We start from the raw sequence: 23,616 nt of genomic DNA on the forward strand, positions 1-23,616 counted from the left end.
TTTCAAGCTTCGTTGCCAAACTTCGTTGCCAAACTTCGTTTCTCAGCCGCGTTTCCAGGTCTTATCACTGAATTTGCGCTCAATCTGTCCTGAATCTGCGCTGAATCTGTGGGATGCCAGCAATTTCTAAATCGGTTTCTAAATTAGCGAGATCGCAGCAAGCCCACGCTTGCTTTCGATGGCAGCGTGGGCTTTTGGATTTTGGAATTCGTTTTGCGATTTCGGGCCGGTTGGGTGCGGCTCCTGGCTGTCCAGAGCGAGACCTTCGCCAGACTCTTTGCCAGATTGGGGGGAACCGATCGCCTAGCTGGTGAGGCTGCGGCGGCGGGATTGGGCTTCGTAGCTGGAGCCAATGTCGGTGCGAACGCGACTCAGTTCCCAACCTCGTTCCAGGCGATCGCGATAGGTATCCAGGCCTTCTTCATCGGCCGCGCGATCGAGCACTTCTCGATAGATGCGGTGAATCGCCACCTGTGCTTCGGCACTGTTGGCAATAGCCCAGCGCACTTTGCGCACTGACCAACCCTGTTCGAGCGCCCGAGCGTAGGTGCGCAGCCCGGCCAAATCTGCCGGACGACCCAGAACGGATTGATAGAGACGATCGACCTCGGCCGCATGGCCAGGATCGATGCCCGTTGCCAACAGCGACTCATCCCAAGCGCCGGCCACACTCACGTACTGCGCGCCGGACTCCAGACAGAGGGACTGTTGGCGATCGCCCACGCAAAGGCTGCTGGCCTGGCTGGGCAGGGCGATCGCGCTGGCGGCGAGGGTGGTAGCCAGCACGGTACTGAGCGATCGACGGGGCGATCGGCTCGGGAGCATTTGGAGCATCTCGTTGAGCTTCAGCATCAGATGCCAACCTAGGTTGCAAAGTCGGGTAGCAACGGCAAAGTTGTCTCCCCATTCTAAGGGGAAAGTTCCGAACCTCAAAAGGGATCCGGCACTTGTTCACGAAACTTTCACAGAGGTTGAATGGCGGGAATTGGATTGCCCAAAGACTCCGCGACAGAAACCCGACTTGAGCTAGGTGGGGGAAGGGGCGTGGGCGCAAGAGGGCCCGCACTAAATCTGGGCGCTAGGTCAAAAGACTTAGAAAAAACCCTAGAGAAAAAACTGAGGGCAAAAACTTAGAGAAAAACGGCCAGTTTTGAACCTTCAGCGGTTTTTTGCACTTCAATGCGGGCGGTGAATGCCTCCTTGAGTTGGGGAATGTGGGTGACCGTGAGGATGCAACCAAAATCTGGGGCGATCGCATTAATGGCTGCCACCAGTCGATCGCGCCCCGCATCATCCTGGGTGCCAAATCCTTCATCAATGATCAGGAGTTGCAACGCCGTTCCCGATCGCTGGGCTAACAGTCGCGACAGGGCAAGCCGAATTGCAAAATTAATCCGAAAAGATTCGCCCCCGGAATAGGTTTCATAGGGACGAGTGCCTTGAGCATCGGCAATTTGAATCTCTAGGGTTTCGATGGTGGCGCTGGCTAAATCGGTTGCCTTCTGTCGCTTAGTTGCGGTTTTTTTGAGGCGTTGAGTCACAAAATTAATGTGCAGTTGGTTGGCACTTAATTGGGACAAAATTCGATTGGCTTCCGCTTCCAATTGAGGCAAGAGGGTTTCGATCGCCAAGGCTTGAATTCCGTTTTTGCCAAAGGCCTTGGCTAACTCATCGTAAACGCGCTGGTGATGATGTTTTTGCTGAAGCTGTTGTCGATCGCGCCCGATTTGCTCCGCCAGTTGTTGCAAAAATTCCTGCTGTTGGGAAAGTTGGGCTTGCTTGGCCACCGTTGATTCGATCGCTCGTTGCAGATCATTGAGTTGTGCATCGAGCTGTTGTAAATCCTGGCTCGGATCCGGTTGGTTAGCCAGTTGCGATTGCACCTCTGCCCACTGTTTTGCGAGTTGATTTTGGGTTTCGGCTTGGCTCTGTTGGGCTTGGGCGAGCTGACGTTGCCGATCGAGCAGTTGGGGCGCTTCCTGTTGGCATTGACGCAGGGTTTCTGCTCGAGCTAACCACCCCTGAGCCGATCGCAATTTTGCCCGTACTTGTTCATGGTGATCGGGTTGATAATTTAGCGCTGTCAGTTGTTGGTTAATTAGGGCTAATTGAGCGGTTAATGAGGTGGGTTCGGCCGGGTCTAAGTGACTAGTTAAGGTTTTTTGAAGTCGATCGCGCTCTGCCAATAAATCTGGTCGGCGTTGTTGCAATTGCTCTAGCTTGCGTTGGGCTTGGTTCAGCTCATGTTGCTTCAGTTCCACCCATCGCCAGCGATCGACCTCAGCCCGCGCCAAAGCCAGGTTTCGATCGTCAAAATTCAAGGCCGTTAGGCGATCGTCCAACTCAGCTAGCTCATGCCGCAAATCTGGGAGCGATCGCCCCAATTCTGGTAACGGTTCGGGGACTGATCCGCCCCGATCAAACCAATCCAAAGTCGCTGTGAGCTGGGCGATTGTGGCCTCCTGAGCCGCCAAAGAAATTTGTTCTTGCTCCAGGGTTTGCAGTTGTTCTTGCAGCTTGCCCCGTTCTTCAATCAAACTATTGAGGGGCTGCAATTCCTGTTTGAGGTCTCGATATTCCTGGCGCAAAATCTGAATTTCACGTTCTGTCAAAGCCAACTGCTCTTGAAGCACCCACAGGCGATCGCGCAGTTCCGTTTCTTCGAGTTTTTGCTTGGCTTGCACTCGCTCCAGATGATGTTGATCCAAGGGTTGGTCGCACAGGGGACAAGCACCATAGTCCTTTAAGATTGCGTGAATTTCCTGGTTTTGACTCTTTTGAATCGCTGGTTGCTCTGCCAATAGGGTCATTTTTTCGGTCAGTTTTGCAAGCTGATTTTCTAAATCCACCCGCATTCCTGTTAAGCGATCAATAAACCCTTTTCGTTCAGTGCCTTTCTCTTGCACCCGATCTTGATAAACTTTGCGATTTTCAAGGGCTTGAATTCGCTGATCAATCTGTTCCCATTGCTGAATGAGTTGGGGACGACGCGCCACGGAAGCCATCGCTCGTTGCTGCAAATTTTGCAATTCCTCCAAGCGAGCTACCAAGCGAGATCGCACCCGATCGCCCTCTTGAAGAAGCTGTTGCCGCCGTTGCACCAAGGGAGCTGCTTGGGTTTGCATTTGCTCCAATTGGTTTAAATGGTGGCGTGCAGTTTGCCACTGAGTGGCCGCCGACTCCACCTCCGATCGCTGATTCAGAATGCTGTGTAATTCCTGTTCCTGTTGTGCCAAATCTTGCAAGCGATTCTGCAATGTGCGCTGCTCATTTTCCAATCGGTTCACTTCCCGATCGAGCGCTTGTTGTTGCCGGTTTCGCTCCGTTGTCCATTGATGATATTGCTGGGATTTTTGACCCAAAAGCTCATCTTCCCGTTGCCATTGCTGAAGCTGCTGAATTCCCGCTTCAATTTCCGTTTGGGCGGCCAGGGTGCGATCGATTTCTGCTTGTCGCTGGGCCAGCCGTTGGCCTTCCTGGGCTAACCGTTCCAGCTCTTGGTGAACGGTTTGTTGCTGCTGCTGAATCCATTGCAATTGTTGTTGCTGGGTTTGGCGTTGCACTGCAATCGATCGCAATTGCTCCAGTCGGGTTTCTACCTTTTGCCGATCGCCCCGTAACGTCTTGAGCTGCTGCTCAACGGTGGCTAATTCTTGGGACAAACTCGTTCGATCGGCTAGCTTTTGCTCCTGCGATTGAATCGACTCCTCCAGTTGCTTGGCTTCACCCTTCAGCAGCTTTGAGCGTTCCCTCGCCTGTTCTGCCAAATCATCGTATTGCCCCAGCTTCAACAAATCTGCCAAAATATCCTTGCGATCGGCCGGTGTTTTCAACATGAATTCATCGGCTCGTCCCTGACGCAAATAGGCGGAATTAACAAAAGTGTCATAGTCCAGCCGCAAGCGCTGCAAAATAGCGGCTTGGGTCGCCCTTGACCCCCGTTCCGTCAGGCTGCGAAAGGCCCATTGATCGGGATCGCCCTCATCGATCGCCATCTGAAATTCCAAAGCAGTGGTTTGGCCCAATCGGCGTGTTCGGATCACCCGATAAACCTCATGGCCAAACCGAAAGGTAAAGTTAACGGTTGCTTCCGTTTCGCCCGCGAAAATCACATCATCTTCAGTGGAAGCGCGACTTTTACCCCAAATTGCCCAAGCCATGGCTTCTAGGAGTGATGACTTCCCTGCACCATTGGCTCCACAAATGCAAGCCGTTTGTAGCCCCCCAAAGTGTAGGGTTGCTTCTCGATAACTAAGGAAATTTTTGAGGATGAGCTGTTCGGGGATCACGGTTAACCTCTGCCCTGCCTCTCCCAACCCACTGCCGATGAATGAGCTGGATTAATCTTGCTGAATGAGTTACTTTTCAGGCTCATTTTGACATTTTTGGTACGTCTTTTGGGTGCTCATTCAAAAACAGGCTATAACCAGAAACGGCAGCCCCCGTATGGGGGGCGATCGCCCAAGCCCTGGCTACGGTGCGACCCGGGCAACGATCCAGCCCCCTCCAATGCCTACCCTTCTCAACCACTGATCGTCTATTTTTTAGGCTCTCTGAACCATGGCAAAAATTGGTTATTTGGTTAACCGCCGCAGCGGCAAAAAAATTCGGGTTGGCGCTTGTGTCAAATCCACAAGCAAGCCGCCGAGATTTAGTCTGTTTCAGTCAAAACTTGGTGCTGATCAGTTACCCAGCCGCGTTGATTTGCGTCAATACATGACCCCCGTTGAAGATCAATCCACCGTGGGCAGTTGCACCGCCAACGCGATCGCCGGAGCCTATGAATATTTAGCGCAGCGGGCCCACGGAGAAGCGGGCGACATCAGCCGCTTGTTTATCTACTACAACACGCGGCGCGCGGAAGGAACCGTGGGCGACGGTGGCAGTTCCATCAGCGGCAGCATTCAAGTGCTCGAAGAAGTTGGCGCTTGCACCGAAGAAACCTGGCCCTATGTTCCTGAAGACTTTGACACGGAACCTTCCCCCGAAGCTTACGAGGAAGCACAGAACTTTTTGGTGGATGAAGCCCGTGAAATTCCCATTGATTTAGCAGCCATGAAAGGTTGTTTAGCAGAGGGTTATCCCTTTGCCTTTGGCTTGATTCTCTACGATTCTTTTAATCAAGCGGGAAAAGGCGGCCGCGTTCCGTTGCCCAGCCGCAATGAACAAGTTCGCGAAACCCACGGGGCCCACGCCATGCTCTGTGTGGGTTATTCCGATCGCAATGAAGCCTTTATTGTACGCAATTCTTGGGGATCGGATTGGGGTGATCAAGGCTATTGTTATATCCCCTATGACTACATGACCAACACGGATTTGTGTTTCGATTGTTGGGCAATTCAACAAGTTTCGGATCTAGATTTTTCGGCTGGTATTGACAGCGAAGATGACGAAGAATTTGCCAGTGACTACAACTCTGAGGACGATGAGAGTGATTATGACTACTCAGAGGAAGAGGACGAAGAAATCAGCGTCTCAGTAGACTACGACGGCGAGGAAAGCGACGAGGAAGAAGAGGAAGGCGACGAGGAAGAAGAATACGACGAAGAAGATTACGAAGATTCAGAAGAAGAGGAAGAGGAGGAATATGATGATGAAGAAGTAGAAGAGGATTACGAGGAAGAAGAGGAATATGATGAAGAGGAGGAAGAAGAGGAATATGATGAAGAGGAGGAAGAAGAAGAGTAAGTTGCTGATTGGGCATTCGCTCGATCGAACCTTTGGCTTTTCTCGGTTCTCCAGTAATTAATCAACACATCGGCTGATCGAGGATTGACCGATCGAGGATTGACCGATCGGCTGATCGACCATCTCGGGCAGGGGGCTTCAGCCCCTTGTCTGAAGCGGTGTCAAGGCTTTTTGGTCATGGGCTTTGCCACAGCCATTGGCTAGCCTCAATGTTGCAAAAGTTGGCGGGGACTCATGCAGGGCGATCGGGTCACGCGACACTAAGGGATGGTTCTTGTTCCCAGCGCCATGCAATCCACCGAGTTTTTGCCCCAACCCCCCCCCAGCACCGCGCCCGAGGCCGCCCAGGCGACCCAAAATCGCAAAGCCGACCACCTGCGAGCCTGCTTGCAAGACGATGTGCAGTTCCGGCAGGTGGGCAGCGGCTTGGATCGCTACCGATTTGAGCATTGCTGTTTGCCGGAACTGGATCGATCGACCATTGATCCCAGCACTCAATTTCTGGGCAAACCGCTGCGGGCCCCGTTGCTCATTTCCTCCATGACGGGCGGCACAGACCAGGCAGAACAAATCAATATGCGGTTGGCGGCGGCGGCCCAGCGCTGGGGCTTAGCCATGGGCGTTGGCTCACAGCGGGTGGCGGTGGAGCGGCCGGAGGTGCGCCGAACCTTTGCGGTGCGATCGGTCGCTCCAGACATTCCATTGTTTGCCAACCTGGGGGCGGTGCAACTTAACTATCGCTATGGTTTGGCTGAGTGCCAGTCTTTGGTGGATTGGTTGGCAGCAGATGCGTTGATTTTGCATCTGAACCCCTTGCAAGAGGCGGTACAAACCAAGGGCGATCGCAACTTTGCTGGGTTGCTCGATCGCATCGCAGACCTTTGTGCCCAACTGCCCGTGCCTGTGATTGCCAAGGAGGTGGGCAACGGCATTTCGCGCACCATGGCTGAAAAGTTGCTGGCGGCCGGTGTCCAGGCGATCGACGTGGCCGGAGCGGGGGGCACGTCTTGGGCCAAAGTGGAGAGCGTGCGGGCTTTGGATCCTAAACAGCGTCGCTTGGGCGAAACCTTTGGTGATTGGGGCATTCCCACGGCTGAATGTATCACTGCAATTCGCCAAGTGGCTCCAACGATTCCGCTCATTGCGTCCGGTGGTCTGCGCAATGGTTTGGATGCGGCTAAGGCGATCGCCCTCGGGGCAAATTTGGCGGGATTCGCCATGCCCTTTTTACATGCGGCCAACGAGTCCGACAGTGCTTTGGACTTTCTGTGTGATGTGTTGATTGCGGAATTGGAAACCGCCATGTTTTGCACCGGCAATCGCACGATCGAAGATCTACAAACCTGCGGCCGACTGCAACTTCAGTAGGCGACTGTGGCTGATGGCGCTTGCTTCTTGGGCGCTGAGGGGATGATCCCTTCAGCGATTCCTCAAGATGGGGTCAAATTGGATCGCTGCTTGAGCCAGACTTTAAAATAGTAGAACTTTGAGTGATCACAATCACAATCAAAATGTAATTTGCAGTTTCCCGAGTTAGGGACGCGTCCCGCTTTCCTAGGGCTAGGGATTAAGATCAAGACAGCAAGATAAAGATAGAATAAGTATAAGCTTCTGACGATTCATTGTAACCACTTCATCAGTGGCTTTTCTTTGCTTTTTTGCCCTTCAAGAATGCGCCTCAAAAGGTGGCATTGCTTTTTTCGTGGCTTTTTTCATGATTTTTTCAGGGCTGTTGATCGGCTGCTGGGATGGCCTTGATGGGTGAGTCCTGAATTCCTGGTGTTGAGTAGTTTGGCAAACGTTGCTCAACATGATCGCCCGGAAGCCACGACCAATGCCCTGCTCAAAATCACTGCCCGATCGTTGCTCTGGTGACCCAATGGGGAATGGCGATCCGGCTCGAAATCAAGCTTCTTTCGCTCAATCTTCTCTCTAGCGTTAGGTTCATGACCAATTCTCAGGCAATTGCAGCCAATTCAGAACCCATTCGACGATTAGCGACGGGCAAGGCAGAATCGCCAGCCCGGCCGTTTGATCCCGGATCGTTTCTAGTTTTGGTGGTTGATGATGTCAGCCAAAATGTGCGCCTGTCGATCGAAATGCTAGATCAGGCGGGCTATGAAACCACATTTGCCATGACGGGAGCCGAAGCGTTGATGAGGGTGCGATCGGCCCAACCGGATTTGATTTTGCTGGATTTGATGATGCCGGGAATGAGCGGTTTGCAACTGTGCGATCGCCTGAAAGAAGATCCGATTCTGCGGGATATTCCCGTGTTGTTTGTCACGGCCAGCAACGAAGAAACCCACATGCTCGAAGCCTTTCAGCTTGGCGCTGTGGACTACATCACCAAGCCCTTTCGCTCGGCGGAACTCCTGGCCCGGGTGCGGGTGCATTTGGAACTCAAGCAAGCACGCGATCGCCTTAGTCAGGCCCTGAATGCCCTGCAACGAACCCACGCCCAACTGCAAAGCGCCTACACCGAATTGGGCCGCTTGGCCACCACCGACCCCCTGACCGGTTTGGCCAATCGTCGGCATTGGATGACCCTGGCCAAAAAGGAATTTCAGCGCAGTTGTCGCTATCAACATCCCCTTTCGGTGTTGATGTTGGATTTGGATCACTTCAAGGCCGTGAACGATACCTATGGCCATGCCGTGGGCGATTTGGCCTTGGCCACGGCCACCCAAGCCGCCAGCAGCATTCTGCGAACTCAGGATTGTCTGGGGCGCTATGGGGGTGAGGAATTTGTGATGTTGTTGCCGGAGACCGATGCGGCCGCCGCTGCGATCGTGGCGGAACGGATTCGCAAGGCGATCGCCGATCCGACCATCACCAGTTTGCCCAGCGCCCCGGGCTTAACCCTAACGGTCAGCATTGGCGGCACAAGTTGCCAGTCCACCGACACCTCGATCGAGGCGGCCTTGAACCGGGCCGATCGGGCCCTCTACCAAGCCAAAAACCGGGGCCGCAATCGAGTGATGATGGTGCTGTAGCGGCCCGATTGTTTACGGTTGATTAACCTTCGGCAAGGGCCCACTGCTGGCCGAGGTGCGATAAACTGTTACGAAATGTAAAACTCAAAACGTAACAATTCAGGAACAAACCATGACTCAACCACAACCGACCACCACCCCCAACCTCGAAGAACCCAAATTTGGCTTCAATGACTATGCCGAGCGCCTGAATGGCCGTGCCGCCATGGTGGGTTTCCTGCTGGCTTTGGCGATCGAGGCGGTGACGGGTCAAGGGCTGTTGGCTTGGTTGGGCCTGCTGTAGGGGCCTGCTGTTGTCCGTTGCTTGGCAACCTGCTGCAACTGGTTGAGCTTGTTGAGCGGGATTTGCCAAGCCTCATCCTTTGCGAAATGCTTTGTGAAATTAAGGGCGCAGCCCCTGCCCGATCGCTCGGCCCAAGAGGCGGGTGGGTGTGGCTGCGTCCCTTCCGTGGGCTGCGAATGAGTCGATTCCACAACTGTAGACTCCACAACCGCAAATGTGGAAGGTTGTTGAAGGTCTTTTTTGAAGGTCTATTGATAGCAGCAGAAAAAATTTCTAGCAGCAGAAAGGTTTATACAATCAGAATTAGGGGCGACATGGCTAGGGATTGGCCATCGTTTGGGGATCACCCTTGGGATCAAAACCGCTGAGGACTAAACCGATGGGTAAGCGTTGGCCGCGGCTGTTGCAGCAACGATATCGACGAGAGCCGATCGCCGCCTTCGTGCTAACCATGGGCCTGGTGCAGGTGACGATCGGGGGAGCGGATAGCGATGCGGGTTTGGCCGCTTTGGGGCTAATCTTTTTGGGCGCGGCCGCCGCTCTCTATTGGCTGAAATATTCCGCGCGTGTGATTGACGCGGCCCGATCGCCCCGCATGACCTACCGCAGTTCCTCCGCCAGTCGCTTGCCCGTTTTGCCCGCCGCCCCCCGGCTAACCTCGGTTTACGGAGACCCGGTTTACACAGATCGATCGCGATCACCCCTGCCGCCCTTGCGCCTCCGCGATCGCCCCCATTCCGCCGACTAGCCCTTGTCGCCAGCCTCCGCGATCCCCCAGCCCTCTTGTCAGGGTGAATCCAGAAGTCTGAGCGAATCATCGTCCCGATCGAGCCGCATTGCATGAGCGATCTTTGCACCATCAGCCGTCGTGTCCAATTTTCCGCAAGCTACCGTTATTGGTTGCCGGAACTGACGGAGGCGGAAAATCATCGACGGTTCGGGATCGCCGCTCGATCGCCCGGCAGCACCTTCACGCTTTGGGTGCAAGTCCAAGGGCCGATCGATCCCTTTGGCATGGTGGCCAACCTATCCACCACCATCAAGCGCGCCCTGCAACGGGAAGTGCTGGAACCCTTGCACGGAGCCAACCTCAACCAAATTTGGCCAGAATTTGCCAACACCCTGCCCACCAGCGAGTGGGTGGCCCAGGTGCTGTGGCAGCGTTTGAGCCAATGTTGGCAGCGGCAGGGCTTGCAACTGCGGCAAGTGCAACTGTCGCCCGATCCCGGTTTAGTTGTGGAATATCGAGGGCAAGCTATGGAAGCTCATCTAACGGTTCATACCCACTTCAGCGCCGCCCATCGTTTGGCTTTGCCAACCCTGACCTTGGCTCAAAATAGCGAAATTTATGGCAAATGTTCCCGCCCCAGTGGCCATGGCCACAACTATCAATTGTGGGTGACGGTGCGCGGTCAAATTGACCCTAGAACAGGGATGGTTGTTGAACTCAACCGGCTCCACAATCTCATTGAAATGCAAGTGGTGGAGCAGCTTGATCACACCTTTTTGAATCAGGATATTGCCTACTTTCAAGACATTGTGCCCACGGCGGAAAATATTGCCGTTTATATTCGCGATCAACTGCTGGAGCCATTGCGAGAATTGGGAGTGCAGTTGGTCAAAATTCGGTTGGATGAAACCGAAAATAATTCCTGTGAAGTGTATGTGCAAACGGAGGCTCCGTGGGTCGATCGCCCCGTGACCAGCGCGATCGACCAAGGAAAACCGGCGGGCGTGGGTGCAAACTAGGGCAGTTCGTGCCAGCTATTCAAACCGCATTACTCAAACCGCACCGCCGTGCCACTGACCGCCACCATCAACATGCCACCGCCGTTGGACAGGCTAATGGTTTCATAATCAATATCAATGCCAATGATGCCGTTCGCTCCCAATTCCGTAGCAGCGGCTTTCATTTCATTCATGGCGATGTCTTTGGCCTTGCGCAGTTCTTTTTCGTAGGAACCCGATCGCCCGCCAATCACGTCTCGGATGCCAGCGAAAAAGTCCTTGAAAATGTTCGCCCCCAAGATCGCTTCTCCACTGACCACGCCGTAATAGGAGATGATGCGCTTGCCTTCGAGGCTGGAGGTTGTGGTTAGCAACATAGTGTGACTAGGAATTCCGGTGATCGGTTCTTTTGTTGGGTTTTGCTTGATCTCATCCCTGTTGTAGCAAGATTGATGGGCGATCGACCGAGGGGTTGTGGGGGACTGTTCACGGGTTTTGGTGACTTTCACAGAAAAGACCAAGCCGCTCGATCGGGTCAATGGCCACTTAATCGCCACGAATGGCGGCAAATTTTGCTTGAATGGCCCGCAGATGTTGCACGGGGTCTCAACCATGCTGGTACGAAAGTTGGGCGATTGCGAAGAATTTGTGGCCGGCGATAATTCGATTTTGCGAGAGCTGCTGCATCCCGACAAACAGCCGATCGACCTGCGCTATAGCTTGGCCCATGCGATTTTGCCCGTGGGCGAAACCTCGCTGCCCCATTCCCTGACCACCTCAGAGGTCTACTACATCATGGCGGGGCGGGGGGAAATGCACATCGATGGCGAGGTGCAAATCATTGAGCCGGGGGATGCGGTTTATATTCCGCCCAACGCTAAACAATTCGTGCGCAGCTTGGGGCCCGAGCCGCTGACCTTCATCTTGGGGCATGGAAAATCAACTGTTTTCGTTGAATCCCAGGAAATGAGGACAGACCCTGACGACCTGTGCCAGTTGCAGAGGCGATTGGGAACAGGTGGGTTGCTATTTTTGGTAAAAATTACTATAAATAAATTGACCGGCCACCCGTCAACGGCCAGAGCGGTGTGACTGCCTCAAGATCCCTCCTGGCGATCGCCCGATCGATCGCTTCCCCAGTTATGTTGACCCTCACCACGCCCGACTTGGGGCCCGCAACCCTAGACGCTCAAGTGGGCAACAGCGCCCTGCTGACGGATCTGTATCAGTTGACGATGATCGCTTGCTATTGCGATCGGGCGGTGGAGCAACAAACCGCCAGTTTTGAGCTGTTTACGCGCCGGTTGCCCGATGGGTTTGGCTACTTGGTGGCCATGGGACTGGAACAGGCCCTGCAATACCTGGAACAGTTTCAGGTCAGCGCGTCCCAACAGGCCCAACTGCGGGCCACGGGGCTGTTTGACCATGCGCCCGATCGATTTTGGGACTTGCTGGCGACGGCTCGGTTTACGGGAGACTTGTGGGCCGTGCCCGAAGGAACCGTGGTATTTGCCCATGAACCGCTGCTGCGAATTGAGGCTCCCCTCTGGCAAGCCCAGTGGGTGGAAACCTATTTGCTGAATGTGCTGAACTATCAAACCTTAGTGGCCACGCGATCGGCTCGGTTGCGGGATGTGGCGGGCGATCGGGCGCAAATTTTGGAATTTGGCACAAGGCGGGCCTTCAGTCCCCAGGCGGCCCTGTGGGCAGCGCGGGCGGCCTTGGCGGCCGGCTTGGATGCCACTTCTAATGTGGAGGCGGCGTTGCAATTGGGGCGACAACCGGCGGGCACGATGGCCCATGCCCTGGTGATGGCCCTGGGCGCTTCCATGGGGTCGGAGCTGGCGGCGTTTGAGGCTTTTCAGGGACTGTTTCCCCATGGGACACTGCTGGTGGATACCTTTGACCCGGTGCGGGCGATCGAACAGTTGGCGGAGCGGGTGCGGGCCGGTGGGGCCCCCGTGCCGGCCATCCGATTGGATTCGGGAGACTTGGTGAGCCTGTCACAGCTAGCGCGCGATCGATTGCCGGGAACGCAAATTTTGGTTAGCGGCGATCTGGATGAGGCGGAAATCGATCGCCTACGGGCGGCCGGTGCTGAGATTGATGGCTATGGCGTGGGCACAAAGTTGGTGACGGGCCAGCCGGTGAATGGGGTTTATAAATTAGTGGAGTTGGCGGGGCAACCGGTGGCCAAAGGCTCCAGCGGCAAGGCCACCTATCCGGGCCGAAAACAGGTGCTGCGCGATCGGGACGAGGCGGGCCGTTGGTTGGGCGATCGGCTGGTGTTGGCTGATGAAGTGCCCCGATCAGAGCTGGGATTGTTGCGGCCCGTGATGCGTGCAGGACAACGGCTGACGGATCCAGAATCCCTGCTGACCATTGCCCAACGCACCCGATCGCAGGTTCAAAGCCTCCCGGAGGCGGTGCGATCGATCCATGACCCAACCCCAGTGCGGCCGGAACTGTCGCCTGCGCTACAATCGCTCACGACTCGGGTGCATCAATCGATCCAAGCTGCTTCTTAAGCTGCTTTCCACGCTCCTTCCCAAACTGTCCCAAGGCCAGCACCCCAGTGGTTGCCAATTCCGCTCCATCAACCCGTCATTTTCCACAAACCTGTATTCCTGCCGTTGTTTTGGCGGCCAGAATCCCATGATGTCGATCGCGTTGTTTGGAACCAGTGCAGATCCCCCAACCTATGGCCATCAGGCGATTGTTGCTTGGTTGGCCCAACGGTTCGATCGGGTTGCGGTTTGGGCTGCGGACAATCCCTTCAAAAGTCATCGCGCTCCCCTCGACTGTCGCACGGCCATGTTGCGGGTGCTGATCGAGTCGATCGAACCACGGCCCGCCCATGTGCAGGTTTGTCCAGACCTGAGCCACCCGCGCACGGTGGTGGTGTTGGAACGGGCCCGGGAACGCTGGCCCCACGCCCAGTTCAGCCTAGTCATTGGGTCAGATTTGGTGGCCCAACTGCCCCGTTGGTATCGCTCGGCAGACATTCTGCAATTTGCCCAATTGCTGGTGATTCCTCGGCCGGGCTATCCCTTGGAAACGGCCGCGATCGAACATTTAGCCGACCTGGGAGCCAGGGTGCAGGTGGCTGACCTCAGCAGCCCCGCCAGTTCTTCCACCGCCTATCGGGAAGCGGGCGATCGCAACAGTATCCCCCCCGAAATTGAAGCCTATATTCGGGGTGAGCAGCTTTACCTATGGCAGAACGTCGGCTAGGTTCCCATCGCCTCAATGCAAAACTCAGTGCCAAGCTTAGTGCCCAACAGAGCACCAAACAGAGCGCCAAACAGAGCGCCAAACAGAGTGCCAAACAATCGCCTGCTCCCCTGGCGGGCGATTCCCTGGCCGATTTCAAAGTAGGAGTTGATAACGTCATTTTTTCCGTGGACAGCGACAAGCGCCGACTGTTGGTGTTGCTGGTGATGCGGCAACACGAACCCTTTGCCGGTTGTTGGAGCTTGCCCGGAACCTTGGTGCGCCAAGGCGAGGCCCTGGAAGCGGCGGCCTATCGCGTCTTGGCGGAAAAAATTCGCGTCCGGCATCTGTACCTAGAGCAGCTTTATACCTTCGGTGGGCCCGGCCGCGATCCCCGGGAAGCCGCCGACAGTTTCGGAGTGCGGTACTTGTCCGTCAGCTACTTTGCCCTGGTGCGCTATGCGGAGGTGGAGGCGATCGCGGATTTTGCCACCGATGGGGCGATCGGGATTGCTTGGTATCCGTTTGATCGCCTGCCGGAACTGGCTTTTGATCACGATCGAATTGTGCAATACGGCTATCAACGCTTGCGCAACAAATTGGAATACAGCCCGATCGCCTTTGATGTGTTGCCGGAATCCTTCACCCTCAGCGATCTTTATCAGCTTTACACCATTGTTTTAGGCGAAAACTTTTCAGACTATTCCAACTTCCGCAGCCGCTTGCTGAAGCTGGGAATTTTGTTGGACACGGGCGTGAAGGTGTCGCGCGGTGCTGGTCGCCCGGCTAGTCTTTATCAATTTGATGCGATCGCCTTTCAACAGTTGGAAAATAAGCCCCTCGTTTTTGTCTAAATCTTGGGCGAAATCCTGGTCTAATAGTCAAAATCGCCTGCAAAGACCCTGCCCAAAACGCCAATGACTGCGCCCAGTAACTCCCCCGATCTTGACCAGTTGCCGGCCGATCAAGCCAAGCAACCGGCCCAGCCTTGGTTTTGGCTCCTGTGGGCCGGCTTCACGCTCTATGCTTTCCTGCTGGCTCCGCCCGATCGCCCGGACACCTTGGATTTGATCATTCGCCTTTCGACGGGTCAAGTATCCGGCGAAAATCCGCTCATCGTGGCTCTTTTTAACCTGATGGGCATTTGGCCGCTGGTTTACTGTTGCTTGCTGTTTGCCGATGGGCGGGGGCAACCGGTGCGTGCTTGGCCCTTTGCGATCGGGTCAATGGCATTGGGAGCCTTTGCCCTGTTGCCTTACCTGGCCCTGCGGCGATCGAACCCACAGTTCACGGGCGAGCGATCGCGTCTGATTCGGTTCTGGGATTCCCGTTGGCTGGCTTTGGGCCTCGCGATTGGGGCGATCGGGCTGCTGGGTTGGGGTCTGTCCCAAGGCAACTGGTCAGATTTTGGGCAACAGTGGCAAACCAGCCGATTTATCCATGTGATGAGCCTCGATTTTCTGATGCTTTCCCTGCTGTTTCCTGCCCTGGTGGGCGATGATTTAGCCCGGAGAGGTTGGCATCAGCAAACCATTTGGCAATGGCTAACGTTTTTGCCTTTAGTGGGGCCTTTGGCTTACCTTTGCCTTCGCCCACCGATTCAGGTGACGAATGAGTAACTAGCAATTATTGGGGGAGTGAACCTGGTTGGCTTTTAGCAAACTTCTAAAGTCTCTTCAGGGCTTTTTCAGAATTTTTTGAATTTTTTTGAATTTTATAAACTTTGCAAACTTTGCAAATTCCGTTGAAAGCTTCAATCCCTTTCGGGCTGTTCCAGCGTCTTTTGGAAGAGTGTTTTAACCCATGAAACGTCGCCATTTAATGCAGTCGATCGGGCTGGGTTCCGTGACGGCCGCTGCTGCCGCTTGTGCTCCCAAACCCAGTGGTGGCCCGCCCGTTGCCGCCGACTTACCTAGAATTCAGTGGCGGGCGATCGCCAGTTGGCCCAAAGCCCTCGACACCATTTTTGGTGGCTTAGTCAGCATCTGCGATCGGGTCAAAGAACTCAGCGACGGCCGATTCATCATCACGCCCCACACCGCCGGAGAAATTGTGGGCGCACTGGAAGTGATGGACGCAGTACAGCTCGGAGCGGCTGAATGCGGCCACAGTTCCAGCTATTACTATTTGGGCAAGCATCGAGGACTCGCGTTTGGCACTTCAGTGCCCTTTGGCCTCACGGCTCAACAACAAAATGCTTGGCTCTATGCTGGCGGCGGCTTAACAGCTTTGCAAGCCATTTATCGCAGCTTCAATATTATTAATTTTCCCGCTGGCAACACGGGAACCCAAATGGGGGGCTGGTTTAAACGCGAAATTCAAACCCTCAGTGATTTGCAGGGTTTGAAAATGCGAATTCCTGGTCTTGGTGGCGAGGTGATGTCGCGATTGGGGGTGAATGTGCAGGTGTTGCCCGGTAGCGAAGTGTTCTTGGCACTCGATCGGGGAACCATTGATGCGGCCGAGTGGGTTGGCCCCTATGACGATGCAAAATTGGGACTGAACCGCGCCGCCCGTTTTTATTACTATCCCGGTTGGTGGGAACCCGGCAGCACACTCGATTTCTTTGTCAACTTAGAAGCCTGGAACCGATTGCCAAAAGCCTATCAACAGATGATTCAACTGGCAGCCCAAGAAGCCAACTATGCCATGTTGTCAAACTATGAAGCCCTCAACGCAGCAGGCCTCAAAACTCTCATTGCCAGTGGCACACAACTGCGGCCCTATTCCCCCGAAATTTTAAAACAAGCCAAAACGGAAACAGAAGCACTGTTTGCAGACTTAGCCCAGCGAGATGCAAACTTCAAGGCCATTTATGAACCTTGGAAAACCTTTCAACAATCGGTGATTGCTTGGAACAACACCAATGAATGGGTTTTTGCGGAAGCGGTTAAACCTTAAACCATCCAATCTTGCCTTTGAATCTTTCAAATCCTTTAAATTTTCCCCGTTTAAACCTATGCAAACTATGCAGAATTGGCAACGGTGGCTTCAACAGCAACTCCCTCCCTGGTTGCGGCTGTCTCGACAAATTGATCGCTGGAATTTTCGCTTGGGCCAAGCCATGGGCTGGTTGGTGGTGGCCATGCTGGCGATCGGGTCTTGGAATGTGATTGGTCGCTATTTGGGCCGGGCGATCGGGCAAAATCTCACCTCCAACACCAGCATTGAGTTGCAGTGGTATCTCTTTAGCGGTGTGTTCTTGCTCGGTGCTGCCTACACAATGCAGCGGAATGGCCATGTGCGGGTAGATGTGTTCTATAAAAATTGGTTGCCCCGCACCCAGGCGATCGCCAATTTAGTTGGAACCGTTCTGTTTCTAATGCCCTTTTCGGCTTTGGTTTTGATGGCTTCTTGGCAATGGACAGCCAATGCTTGGATGGTTCAGGAACTCTCGCCCGATCCCGGTGGTTTGCCGCGCTATCCCATCAAAGGATTGATTTTAATTAGTTTTGTGGTTTTGATGATTCAGGGAGTTTCAGAAATTATTAAAAACTTGGCAATCATTGCCGGTTTAGGCGCAGATCCCTCGTCGCAGCCGATTGCCCACTCGATCGCCCCCCATCAACCCAGCCAACCATCGGCCAGCCAAGCATCGGAGAACCCCTCGGAAAACTCATCGGAGGGAGATCGCTAATGGAAACCCTTGGATTTGACTGGCTGGGGCCCCTCATGTTTTTGGGGGCGCTGCTCTTTTTGTCCCTCGGCTATCCCGTCGCCTTCTCCTTGGGTGGGGTTGCCATTGTTTTTGCCCTGATTGGAATCAATGTCGATGCGTTTGAGCCAAGCTTTTTAGCTGCCTTGCCCAGCCGCATTTTTGACATTATGAAAAACTACACGTTGCTGGCCATTCCTTATTTTATTTTCCTAGGATCCGTTCTGGAAAAGTCAGGAATTGCCGAGCAACTTTTAGAAACCGTCGGTATTTTGTTCGGCCGCTTGCGGGGTGGCTTGGCCCTGGCGGTTGTGGTGGTGGGGGCGATGCTGGCGGCCACAACGGGAGTCGTGGCGGCAACGGTCGTGGCCATGGGTCTCATTTCCCTGCCCATCATGCTGCGCTATGGCTACAATCGCGAGCTGGCCACGGGGGTGATTGCCGCTTCTGGAACCTTGGGGCAAATCATTCCGCCCAGTGTGGTGCTGGTGGTGCTGGGCGACCAATTGGGTGTTTCGGTGGGCAATCTGTTCCTGGGGGCAGTGATTCCCGGCCTGATGATGGCGGGGGCCTTTGCCTTGCATGTGTTGCTGGTGGCCTTTTTGAAGCCGGAAGCCGCGCCGGCCCTGCCGCCGGAGGTTTGCCAAATGCCGCGCCGAGAATTGCGGCAACGGGTGGTGCAGTCCATGTTGCCCCCGTTGGTGCTGATTTTGTTGGTGTTGGGGAGCATTTTCTTTGGCATTGCCACCCCCACGGAGGCGGGCGCGGTGGGTTCCTTGGGGGCGATCGCCCTGGCTCTGTTGAATCGCCAATTCAGTTGGGTTGCCCTGCGGGACTCCTGCGAAGCCACCCTGCGCATTTCCAGCATGGCCCTATTCATTTTGATTGGTTCAACGGCTTTCAGTTTGGTTTTTCGGGGTCTCCACGGCGATCGGTTCATGTTCGAAATTCTGTCGAATCTGCCGGGCGAGGGAGTAGGTTTCTTAGCCCTCAATATGTTGGTGGTTTTCCTGTTGGGGTTCTTTATTGACTTCTTTGAAATCGCCTTTATTGTGGTTCCGATTTTTGCCCCCGTTGCCAAAGCCCTTGGGTTCAATATGATTTGGTATGGGGTGATTTTAGGGGCGAACTTGCAAACTTCTTTCCTCACGCCACCCTTTGGATTTGCCCTGTTTTATCTACGGGGCGTTGCGCCTGCCATTGTCAAAACGGAGGAGCTATATCGGGGGGTAATTCCTTTTATTTGTCTGCAACTGCTGGTGTTGCTGATTATTATTCTGTTCCCGGATTTGGTGATGTGGTTACCGTCTCTCAGCTTCGACTGATTAGACAGTAGATCTCTTTTGCAAATCAGTAAAAAGCCTTCATCCTCTTCTCAAAATAGGCCGGCCAACAATCATGCTGTAGATCATCCCGTAGGTTGGGTTGAGGCACGAAGCCCAACAACAGTAAGTTGCAAAACCCAACAGTAACAAGGCTCGTGACGATCGAGTCGGGCTTTACAAAGCTCGGTCTAATCTACGGAAGAACCAAGCGAAGGAATCTAGGAATTCAGGGCCGGGCGATCGCGCTGTTGATCCTGCCGAGAATACACTTGACCATCATCCCAAAGGCCAACCAAAGCCGTGATTAAAGCTTTAGCAAAACCCATGCAGTAGCAGCCAAAACGTACCAATACTTTTAGGGGTGAACCGCTCTTGTAGCAGGGGGGATGACCCAAAACATGGCAGTCAAACAGTTTGGCAAAAAAGCGAATCTGTTGCCCAAGGTTGAGGTGTTTGAATCCGAGCCAAAAATGGTTGTGATAGAAGGTGGTTTGATAGCCGATCGAGCGGGTGCTGATGTCATGGCAACCGCCGGTTTCTTCGCCTAAATGCACCAAATGGGCGGCGGGGTCATACCAAATTTTGAAGCCGGTTTTACGCAGGCTTAAGCAAAAGTCGGACTCTTCGCGAACAGCGCTGCCCCGATAGCGTTCATCAAACCGTAGGCCATGCTGCACAAACAGGTTGCGCCGAAAGGACATGTTACAACCTCGGGCAGTGATCACCGGTTGGGGCTGGGTGGCCCGCACTAGGTCGATGTGATACCAGGCGATCGCGGGGTCAGAGGCTTCCGGCACTTGGTAATCAAATTCGCCCACATGTTTGGTGCATTCTTGCTCCAATTTCATGCGATCGAACACGCGCCCGGCCACCGCTCCAATGTGGGGATCGCCATAGTTGGCCACATGAGCCGCAATGAAACCTGGCTCCAGGCGCACATCATCATCAATAAAAATCAGAATTTCACCACTCGATCGCCGGGCCGCAAAGTTTCGGGCCCCTGGCAAGCTCGCCCACCGCAGGCGATGCCATTGGATTTTGCCCCCATCGGCCCATTGGGCCAGTTTCGCTTCGGTTTCGGGCAGGTGCTGCGGGGTTTGGTCAACGACGATCACTTCAAAATCAGGATAGTCCTGGGCGAGCACATCCTCGATCGAGGTGCAAAGCACTTGTTCGCGCCCGTAGGTGGGCACAATGACTGAAACCTTTGGCAACTGGGAAACCTGACTCATATCAGCAACCGTGGGGGGATGGCTAGGATGGCTGGAGCGATTCGATCGAACCGTAAATCTTAATCCAAGAGCATCCGAGCGTTGTCCGGTGAAGGGCCGCTAGGGGCGGGGGCGGTCAACATACCGCGCCGCGATCGCCCCGCCAACGAACCCAAAAAGATGCATTTGCCAGGACACGCCCGAGCGCAACGGTAGCACCCCAAAGATCAAACTGCCATAGAGGCTGAAGATAAAAATCGAAAGCAAAATGCCGCTGGCACTGCGTTCAAACCAGCCCCGAAATAGCACATAGCTGAGATAGCCAAATACCAAACCACTTGCACCGATGTGGATGGAGTTGCTGGGGCCAATCAGCCAGGTTCCCAGACCGCTAATGAGGGCGATCGCGCCGGTCACTTTCCAAAAAGTTTCGCGGCCGCGCACCAACACCAACCAACCCAGCACCCCCAGGGGCACGGTGTTGGCCATCAAATGGGCCAAGTCGCCATGAAGCAAGGGAGCAAAGACAATTCCCCGCAGGCCGATGACATTGCGGGGAACAATGCCCAATACATCGAGATAGCCCCGAAAAACAAACTGATCAACAATTTCCAGCAGCCACAGGAGGCCAATCAGCGATGCCAAAAATCGCCCTTGGGATTTGAGTTCTTCGGTCACATGCTCAAGGAGTGATTACTGAAATTGACGACTGGAAAGGATTCCCAGAGGAACGCCATTGGAAAGGAGCACGGTGCGCGTTTTCCACTATAGCCAGGATAGCGAACGGAACCGTCGGTAGGGGCGCGATCGGGCGATTGTCGCGGGGTGCTGAATTCGAGGTGATGGCGATCGGGCGATCGACCGTTTTGGAAATCTGTCCCGCACAATCGCTAGTGAGATGGAAATGTTGGCTAGGCTGAAGACAGCCAGGCTTTTGATTCTCTGCATTCCAACGCCTTGGCCGTCCACTGCTGCTTTTCAACGACCGATCGCCCATGGGTTCCCGGACTGAGTTCAAAATTCCAGAACCTGGGTTCAGGGTCTGCGTTGAGTTTGCCAGTTCGGGCAAGTTTCTCCTGCGCTTACCTCCTGGCCAGTCGGCCTCCGTGACCAGGGAGGATGGCAAGCGATCGCTGAAGACTTATTCGGGCCCCGTCGCCATGTTTCCTAATTGTTCTCCTCGTTTGGCTGCCCAGTTGCCCCTTGCTGTTCGATCGGGCCCTGCTGCTGCGCGTCGGTGGCGGGGACTTTGGGGCGGGGCGATCGCCCTGTGGTTGGGTTGGCCCGGCGTTGCGTTGGCCTATCTCCAGTCGATCGACCCGGTTCCCAGCCCCAGTCCCAGCCGCCCTGGGACACCCACACCCACACCAACGCGCCCGCCGACTCCCACTCCCACCCTGACTCCCAGCCCAACTCCCACCCGTCCCCCAACTCCGACTCCCACCCCAACGCGCCCGCCAACTCCAACTCCGACCCCAACGCGCCCGCCGACTCCGACCCCAACTCCCACCCGTCCCCCAACTCCGACTCCCACCCCAACACGCTCGCCCGATCGCGCGGCTCCCTGCCTGAACGAGGGCGATCGCTACCGGGCCCGCATGTGTGAGTTGCGAGCTTCGGATGAGCGCTGGATTGAAATTCACCTCAGCAATCAGCGATTGATCGCCTGGGAAGGAAATAAGCCCGTTTATGCGGTGATTGTGTCCACGGGCAAACCGGGCACGCCAACTTGGCCGGGAATTTTCCGAATTCAGCGCAAGCTCCCGATCGATCGAATGCGCGGGGCCGATTACGACGTGCCCAACGTGCCCCATGTGATGTACTACCACCGGGGCTATGCGATTCACGGGGCTTACTGGCATCAGCGCTTTGGCACGCCGGTCAGCCACGGTTGCACCAACGTGGCCCCGGATCATGCCCGCTGGCTGTTCAACTGGGCCGACGTGGGCACCCCGATCGTGATTCGCCCCTAGGGATTGTCATTAGATTCCCTGAAACCCTTACTCCACTTTGAATTGATCGCGAGGGACAAAGGACTGAAGCCCCTTGTTGCGATGATTTGGGTATGGCAGATCAACTACCTTCACTGGATGCCAGGAAATCGCGACAGGCCCTAATTCTCCCGATCGGGATTGGCTAATCAGCCTACGGACGAGAATCCTTGGTTAAATGGTCTCGAACTGTTTGGCAGCGAGAACCAAGTCATGATCTTTGTCGGGTTGATTTTGGGTGTCGTGATCGGCGGTGCGATCGCCTGGTATTTGATGCAACAGCGGGTGGCCGACCTGGAACGCCAGCAAAAGCAATATCTCGATCGGCAACGGCAAACCCTGGAGCAAGATTTTGAGGTGCAAAAGCAGACGGCTCGCAAAAACTTCGATCGGGAATTGCAAGCCCTGCAAACGGAAATTGCCCAACTGAAAGCACAAACCGCCCCCACCGCCGCACCGCCCACTCCCGATCCTGCACGCTCTGCTCCGCGTCCGGCGGCAACCGGTCAACCGGCGGCCCAGCTCCCGGATCCTTGGGGTGGAGCCGGTGCGCCCGCGCCAACGCCTGCCCCGGAACCCGCACCAGAGCCTGTTGCAGAACCCACGCCGGAACCTACGCCGGAACCCGCACCAGAGCCGATCGCCGCACCGGAGCCAACGGCGGCCTCAGGGGAACCCGTTGCAGAACCCACACCGGAACCCGTGGCCGAGCCGATCGCCGAGCCAGAACCCACACCGGAACCCGCGGCCGAACCGATCGCGGAGCAAGCTGCGGAACCAGTCACTGAACCGGTCACTGAACCGGTCACGACTCCTGAGCCGATCGCCCCAATCGCGCCCAGCAATCAACCCAGCCCGATCGAGCAAGTGACCCAACTCGCCACCAAGGTTCGGGCGATCGGCCAGCGAGCCGAGGGACAAAAACTGATCAACGAGCTGTTGACCTTCACCAGCAGCCCCGATGCCACCGTACGCGCCGCCGCGATCGAGGCCCTCAGCGCCGTCCACAGCCCTGAAGTGGTGAGCTGCCTCGAAAAAGCCCTCCATGATGCGGCCCCGATCGTGGTGCGAGCGGCTGCCAAAGGGTTGGAGCGCTTCAAAAGCCAAGCCCCGATCGCCCAACCGGTTGAAGAATCACCGCTGCCTCCCAACGGCGGCCCCAAACAGCCCTAGGTCTGGCGATCCGGAAGCCAGCGCATGATTTCCCTTCAGTGCGATCGCTCCTTGTGGGTCAAACCCCTCAATAACTGAGGACTGAAAAATAGGGCAATCAATTGTAAAGAATTCCCCGAAAATCCGGATTCATTCCAGAACTAACTGAACTCACAGGGCGGAAAGTTTTTCCTTCTGCCCTGTGTTTTATTTCATACATCGTTTTGAAATGAATGTTTGATTTCGCACAGCATTGCCTGAAAGCCTTAAAATTGCGTTCATTCATGTCGCATTTTGCACATCTTTATCCATTGCTTCGCCCATTATTAAAAAAGTTGTTGTAACTTAAATTCAAGCTTGTCAATTTTATGCAG

Annotated in this window: 20 protein-coding genes and 1 pseudogene; 16 read left to right on the forward strand and 5 right to left on the reverse strand. The window is 55.0% G+C overall.

What is annotated here, in order from left to right; translation table 11 throughout:
• Window positions 1-303 precede the first annotated feature (303 nt).
• Both H6F46_RS15720 and H6F46_RS15725 read right to left on the reverse strand, forming a co-directional pair.
• The gene (locus H6F46_RS15720) at window positions 304-852 is read right to left on the reverse strand and encodes a DUF4214 domain-containing protein (RefSeq protein WP_099534946.1); all 549 of its coding nucleotides are present in this window, start codon (window positions 850-852) and stop codon (window positions 304-306) included.
• Between the two features lie 278 nt (window positions 853-1,130).
• Window positions 1,131-4,289, reverse strand: a complete 3,159-nt coding sequence (locus H6F46_RS15725; protein ID WP_190355638.1) for an AAA family ATPase — start codon at window positions 4,287-4,289, stop codon at window positions 1,131-1,133.
• Between the two features lie 271 nt (window positions 4,290-4,560).
• Between H6F46_RS15725 and H6F46_RS15730 the strand changes: the two genes are divergently transcribed.
• The 6 genes from H6F46_RS15730 (at window position 4,561) to H6F46_RS15755 (ending at window position 10,716) form a co-directional block, all read left to right on the forward strand.
• Window positions 4,561-5,688, forward strand: a complete 1,128-nt coding sequence (locus H6F46_RS15730) for a C1 family peptidase (RefSeq protein WP_190355639.1) — start codon at window positions 4,561-4,563, stop codon at window positions 5,686-5,688.
• A gap of 288 nt (window positions 5,689-5,976) precedes the next feature.
• On the forward strand, window positions 5,977-7,056 hold the full coding sequence (fni, locus tag H6F46_RS15735) for a type 2 isopentenyl-diphosphate Delta-isomerase (protein ID WP_190355640.1): 1,080 nt from the start codon (window positions 5,977-5,979) through the stop codon (window positions 7,054-7,056).
• Window positions 7,057-7,634: 578 nt separating this feature from the next.
• A complete protein-coding gene (locus H6F46_RS15740) occupies window positions 7,635-8,684 on the forward strand; it encodes a diguanylate cyclase (RefSeq protein ID WP_099534943.1) in 1,050 nt (349 codons plus the stop codon).
• A 112-nt stretch (window positions 8,685-8,796) separates the two neighbouring features.
• Complete coding sequence (locus H6F46_RS15745) at window positions 8,797-8,967, forward strand: chlorophyll a/b-binding protein (protein ID WP_099534942.1); 171 nt, start codon at window positions 8,797-8,799, stop codon at window positions 8,965-8,967.
• 379 nt (window positions 8,968-9,346) lie between these two features.
• Window positions 9,347-9,715 carry a hypothetical protein gene (locus tag H6F46_RS15750; protein ID WP_190355641.1) on the forward strand — a complete coding sequence of 123 codons (369 nt, stop codon included), beginning with the start codon at window positions 9,347-9,349 and terminating at the stop codon, window positions 9,713-9,715.
• A gap of 92 nt (window positions 9,716-9,807) precedes the next feature.
• Complete coding sequence (locus H6F46_RS15755; protein ID WP_190355642.1) at window positions 9,808-10,716, forward strand: 6-carboxytetrahydropterin synthase; 909 nt, start codon at window positions 9,808-9,810, stop codon at window positions 10,714-10,716.
• Between the two features lie 29 nt (window positions 10,717-10,745).
• Here the strand turns inward: H6F46_RS15755 and H6F46_RS15760 are convergent, their stop codons facing one another.
• Window positions 10,746-11,072 (reverse strand): heavy metal-binding domain-containing protein, encoded by a 327-nt coding sequence (locus H6F46_RS15760; protein WP_099534939.1) that lies wholly within the window; start codon window positions 11,070-11,072, stop codon window positions 10,746-10,748.
• A 235-nt stretch (window positions 11,073-11,307) separates the two neighbouring features.
• Between H6F46_RS15760 and H6F46_RS15765 the strand changes: the two are divergent.
• From H6F46_RS15765 to H6F46_RS15800, 8 genes and pseudogenes are all read left to right on the forward strand, one after another.
• Window positions 11,308-11,619, forward strand: a pseudogene (locus tag H6F46_RS15765) (cupin domain-containing protein); the annotation flags it as partial.
• Window positions 11,620-11,837: 218 nt separating this feature from the next.
• Window positions 11,838-13,223: a nicotinate phosphoribosyltransferase gene (locus H6F46_RS15770; RefSeq protein ID WP_190355694.1), complete on the forward strand. Its 1,386-nt coding sequence runs from the start codon at window positions 11,838-11,840 to the stop codon at window positions 13,221-13,223.
• Window positions 13,224-13,350: 127 nt separating this feature from the next.
• Entirely contained in the window at window positions 13,351-13,929 is a 579-nt protein-coding gene (locus H6F46_RS15775) for a nicotinate-nucleotide adenylyltransferase (RefSeq protein WP_099534935.1), read from the forward strand.
• Window positions 13,911-14,762, forward strand: a complete 852-nt coding sequence (locus H6F46_RS15780; protein WP_190355643.1) for an NUDIX domain-containing protein — start codon at window positions 13,911-13,913, stop codon at window positions 14,760-14,762. Before H6F46_RS15775 ends, H6F46_RS15780 begins: the two co-directional genes overlap by 19 nt.
• Before the next feature lie 63 nt (window positions 14,763-14,825).
• The gene (locus H6F46_RS15785; RefSeq protein ID WP_242027996.1) at window positions 14,826-15,527 is read left to right on the forward strand and encodes a DUF2834 domain-containing protein; all 702 of its coding nucleotides are present in this window, start codon (window positions 14,826-14,828) and stop codon (window positions 15,525-15,527) included.
• Between the two features lie 184 nt (window positions 15,528-15,711).
• On the forward strand, window positions 15,712-16,809 hold the full coding sequence (locus H6F46_RS15790; RefSeq protein ID WP_190355644.1) for a TRAP transporter substrate-binding protein: 1,098 nt from the start codon (window positions 15,712-15,714) through the stop codon (window positions 16,807-16,809).
• Between the two features lie 58 nt (window positions 16,810-16,867).
• Window positions 16,868-17,545: a TRAP transporter small permease subunit gene (locus tag H6F46_RS15795; RefSeq protein ID WP_242027997.1), complete on the forward strand. Its 678-nt coding sequence runs from the start codon at window positions 16,868-16,870 to the stop codon at window positions 17,543-17,545.
• The gene (locus tag H6F46_RS15800) at window positions 17,545-18,888 is read left to right on the forward strand and encodes a TRAP transporter large permease subunit (protein WP_190355645.1); all 1,344 of its coding nucleotides are present in this window, start codon (window positions 17,545-17,547) and stop codon (window positions 18,886-18,888) included. The genes H6F46_RS15795 and H6F46_RS15800 overlap by 1 nt, the downstream gene beginning before the upstream one ends.
• Before the next feature lie 218 nt (window positions 18,889-19,106).
• On the opposite strand, the gene hpsN is transcribed toward H6F46_RS15800, so the two are convergent.
• Together hpsN and H6F46_RS15810 are read right to left on the reverse strand one after the other, a co-directional pair.
• Window positions 19,107-20,120 (reverse strand): hormogonium polysaccharide biosynthesis glycosyltransferase HpsN, encoded by a 1,014-nt coding sequence (hpsN, locus tag H6F46_RS15805; RefSeq protein ID WP_190355646.1) that lies wholly within the window; start codon window positions 20,118-20,120, stop codon window positions 19,107-19,109.
• Between the two features lie 99 nt (window positions 20,121-20,219).
• Window positions 20,220-20,777 (reverse strand): rhomboid family intramembrane serine protease, encoded by a 558-nt coding sequence (locus H6F46_RS15810; protein WP_190355647.1) that lies wholly within the window; start codon window positions 20,775-20,777, stop codon window positions 20,220-20,222.
• A gap of 890 nt (window positions 20,778-21,667) precedes the next feature.
• Here H6F46_RS15810 and H6F46_RS15815 point away from each other — a divergent pair.
• Together H6F46_RS15815 and H6F46_RS15820 are read left to right on the forward strand one after the other, a co-directional pair.
• Window positions 21,668-22,072, forward strand: a complete 405-nt coding sequence (locus H6F46_RS15815) for a L,D-transpeptidase (RefSeq protein WP_368670728.1) — start codon at window positions 21,668-21,670, stop codon at window positions 22,070-22,072.
• Window positions 22,073-22,231: 159 nt separating this feature from the next.
• Window positions 22,232-23,263 carry a HEAT repeat domain-containing protein gene (locus H6F46_RS15820; protein WP_190355648.1) on the forward strand — a complete coding sequence of 344 codons (1,032 nt, stop codon included), beginning with the start codon at window positions 22,232-22,234 and terminating at the stop codon, window positions 23,261-23,263.
• Window positions 23,264-23,616 lie beyond the last annotated feature (353 nt).

The organism is Limnothrix sp. FACHB-1083 (assembly GCF_014696485.1).
GTDB lineage: Bacteria > Cyanobacteriota > Cyanobacteriia > CACIAM-69d > CACIAM-69d > CACIAM-69d.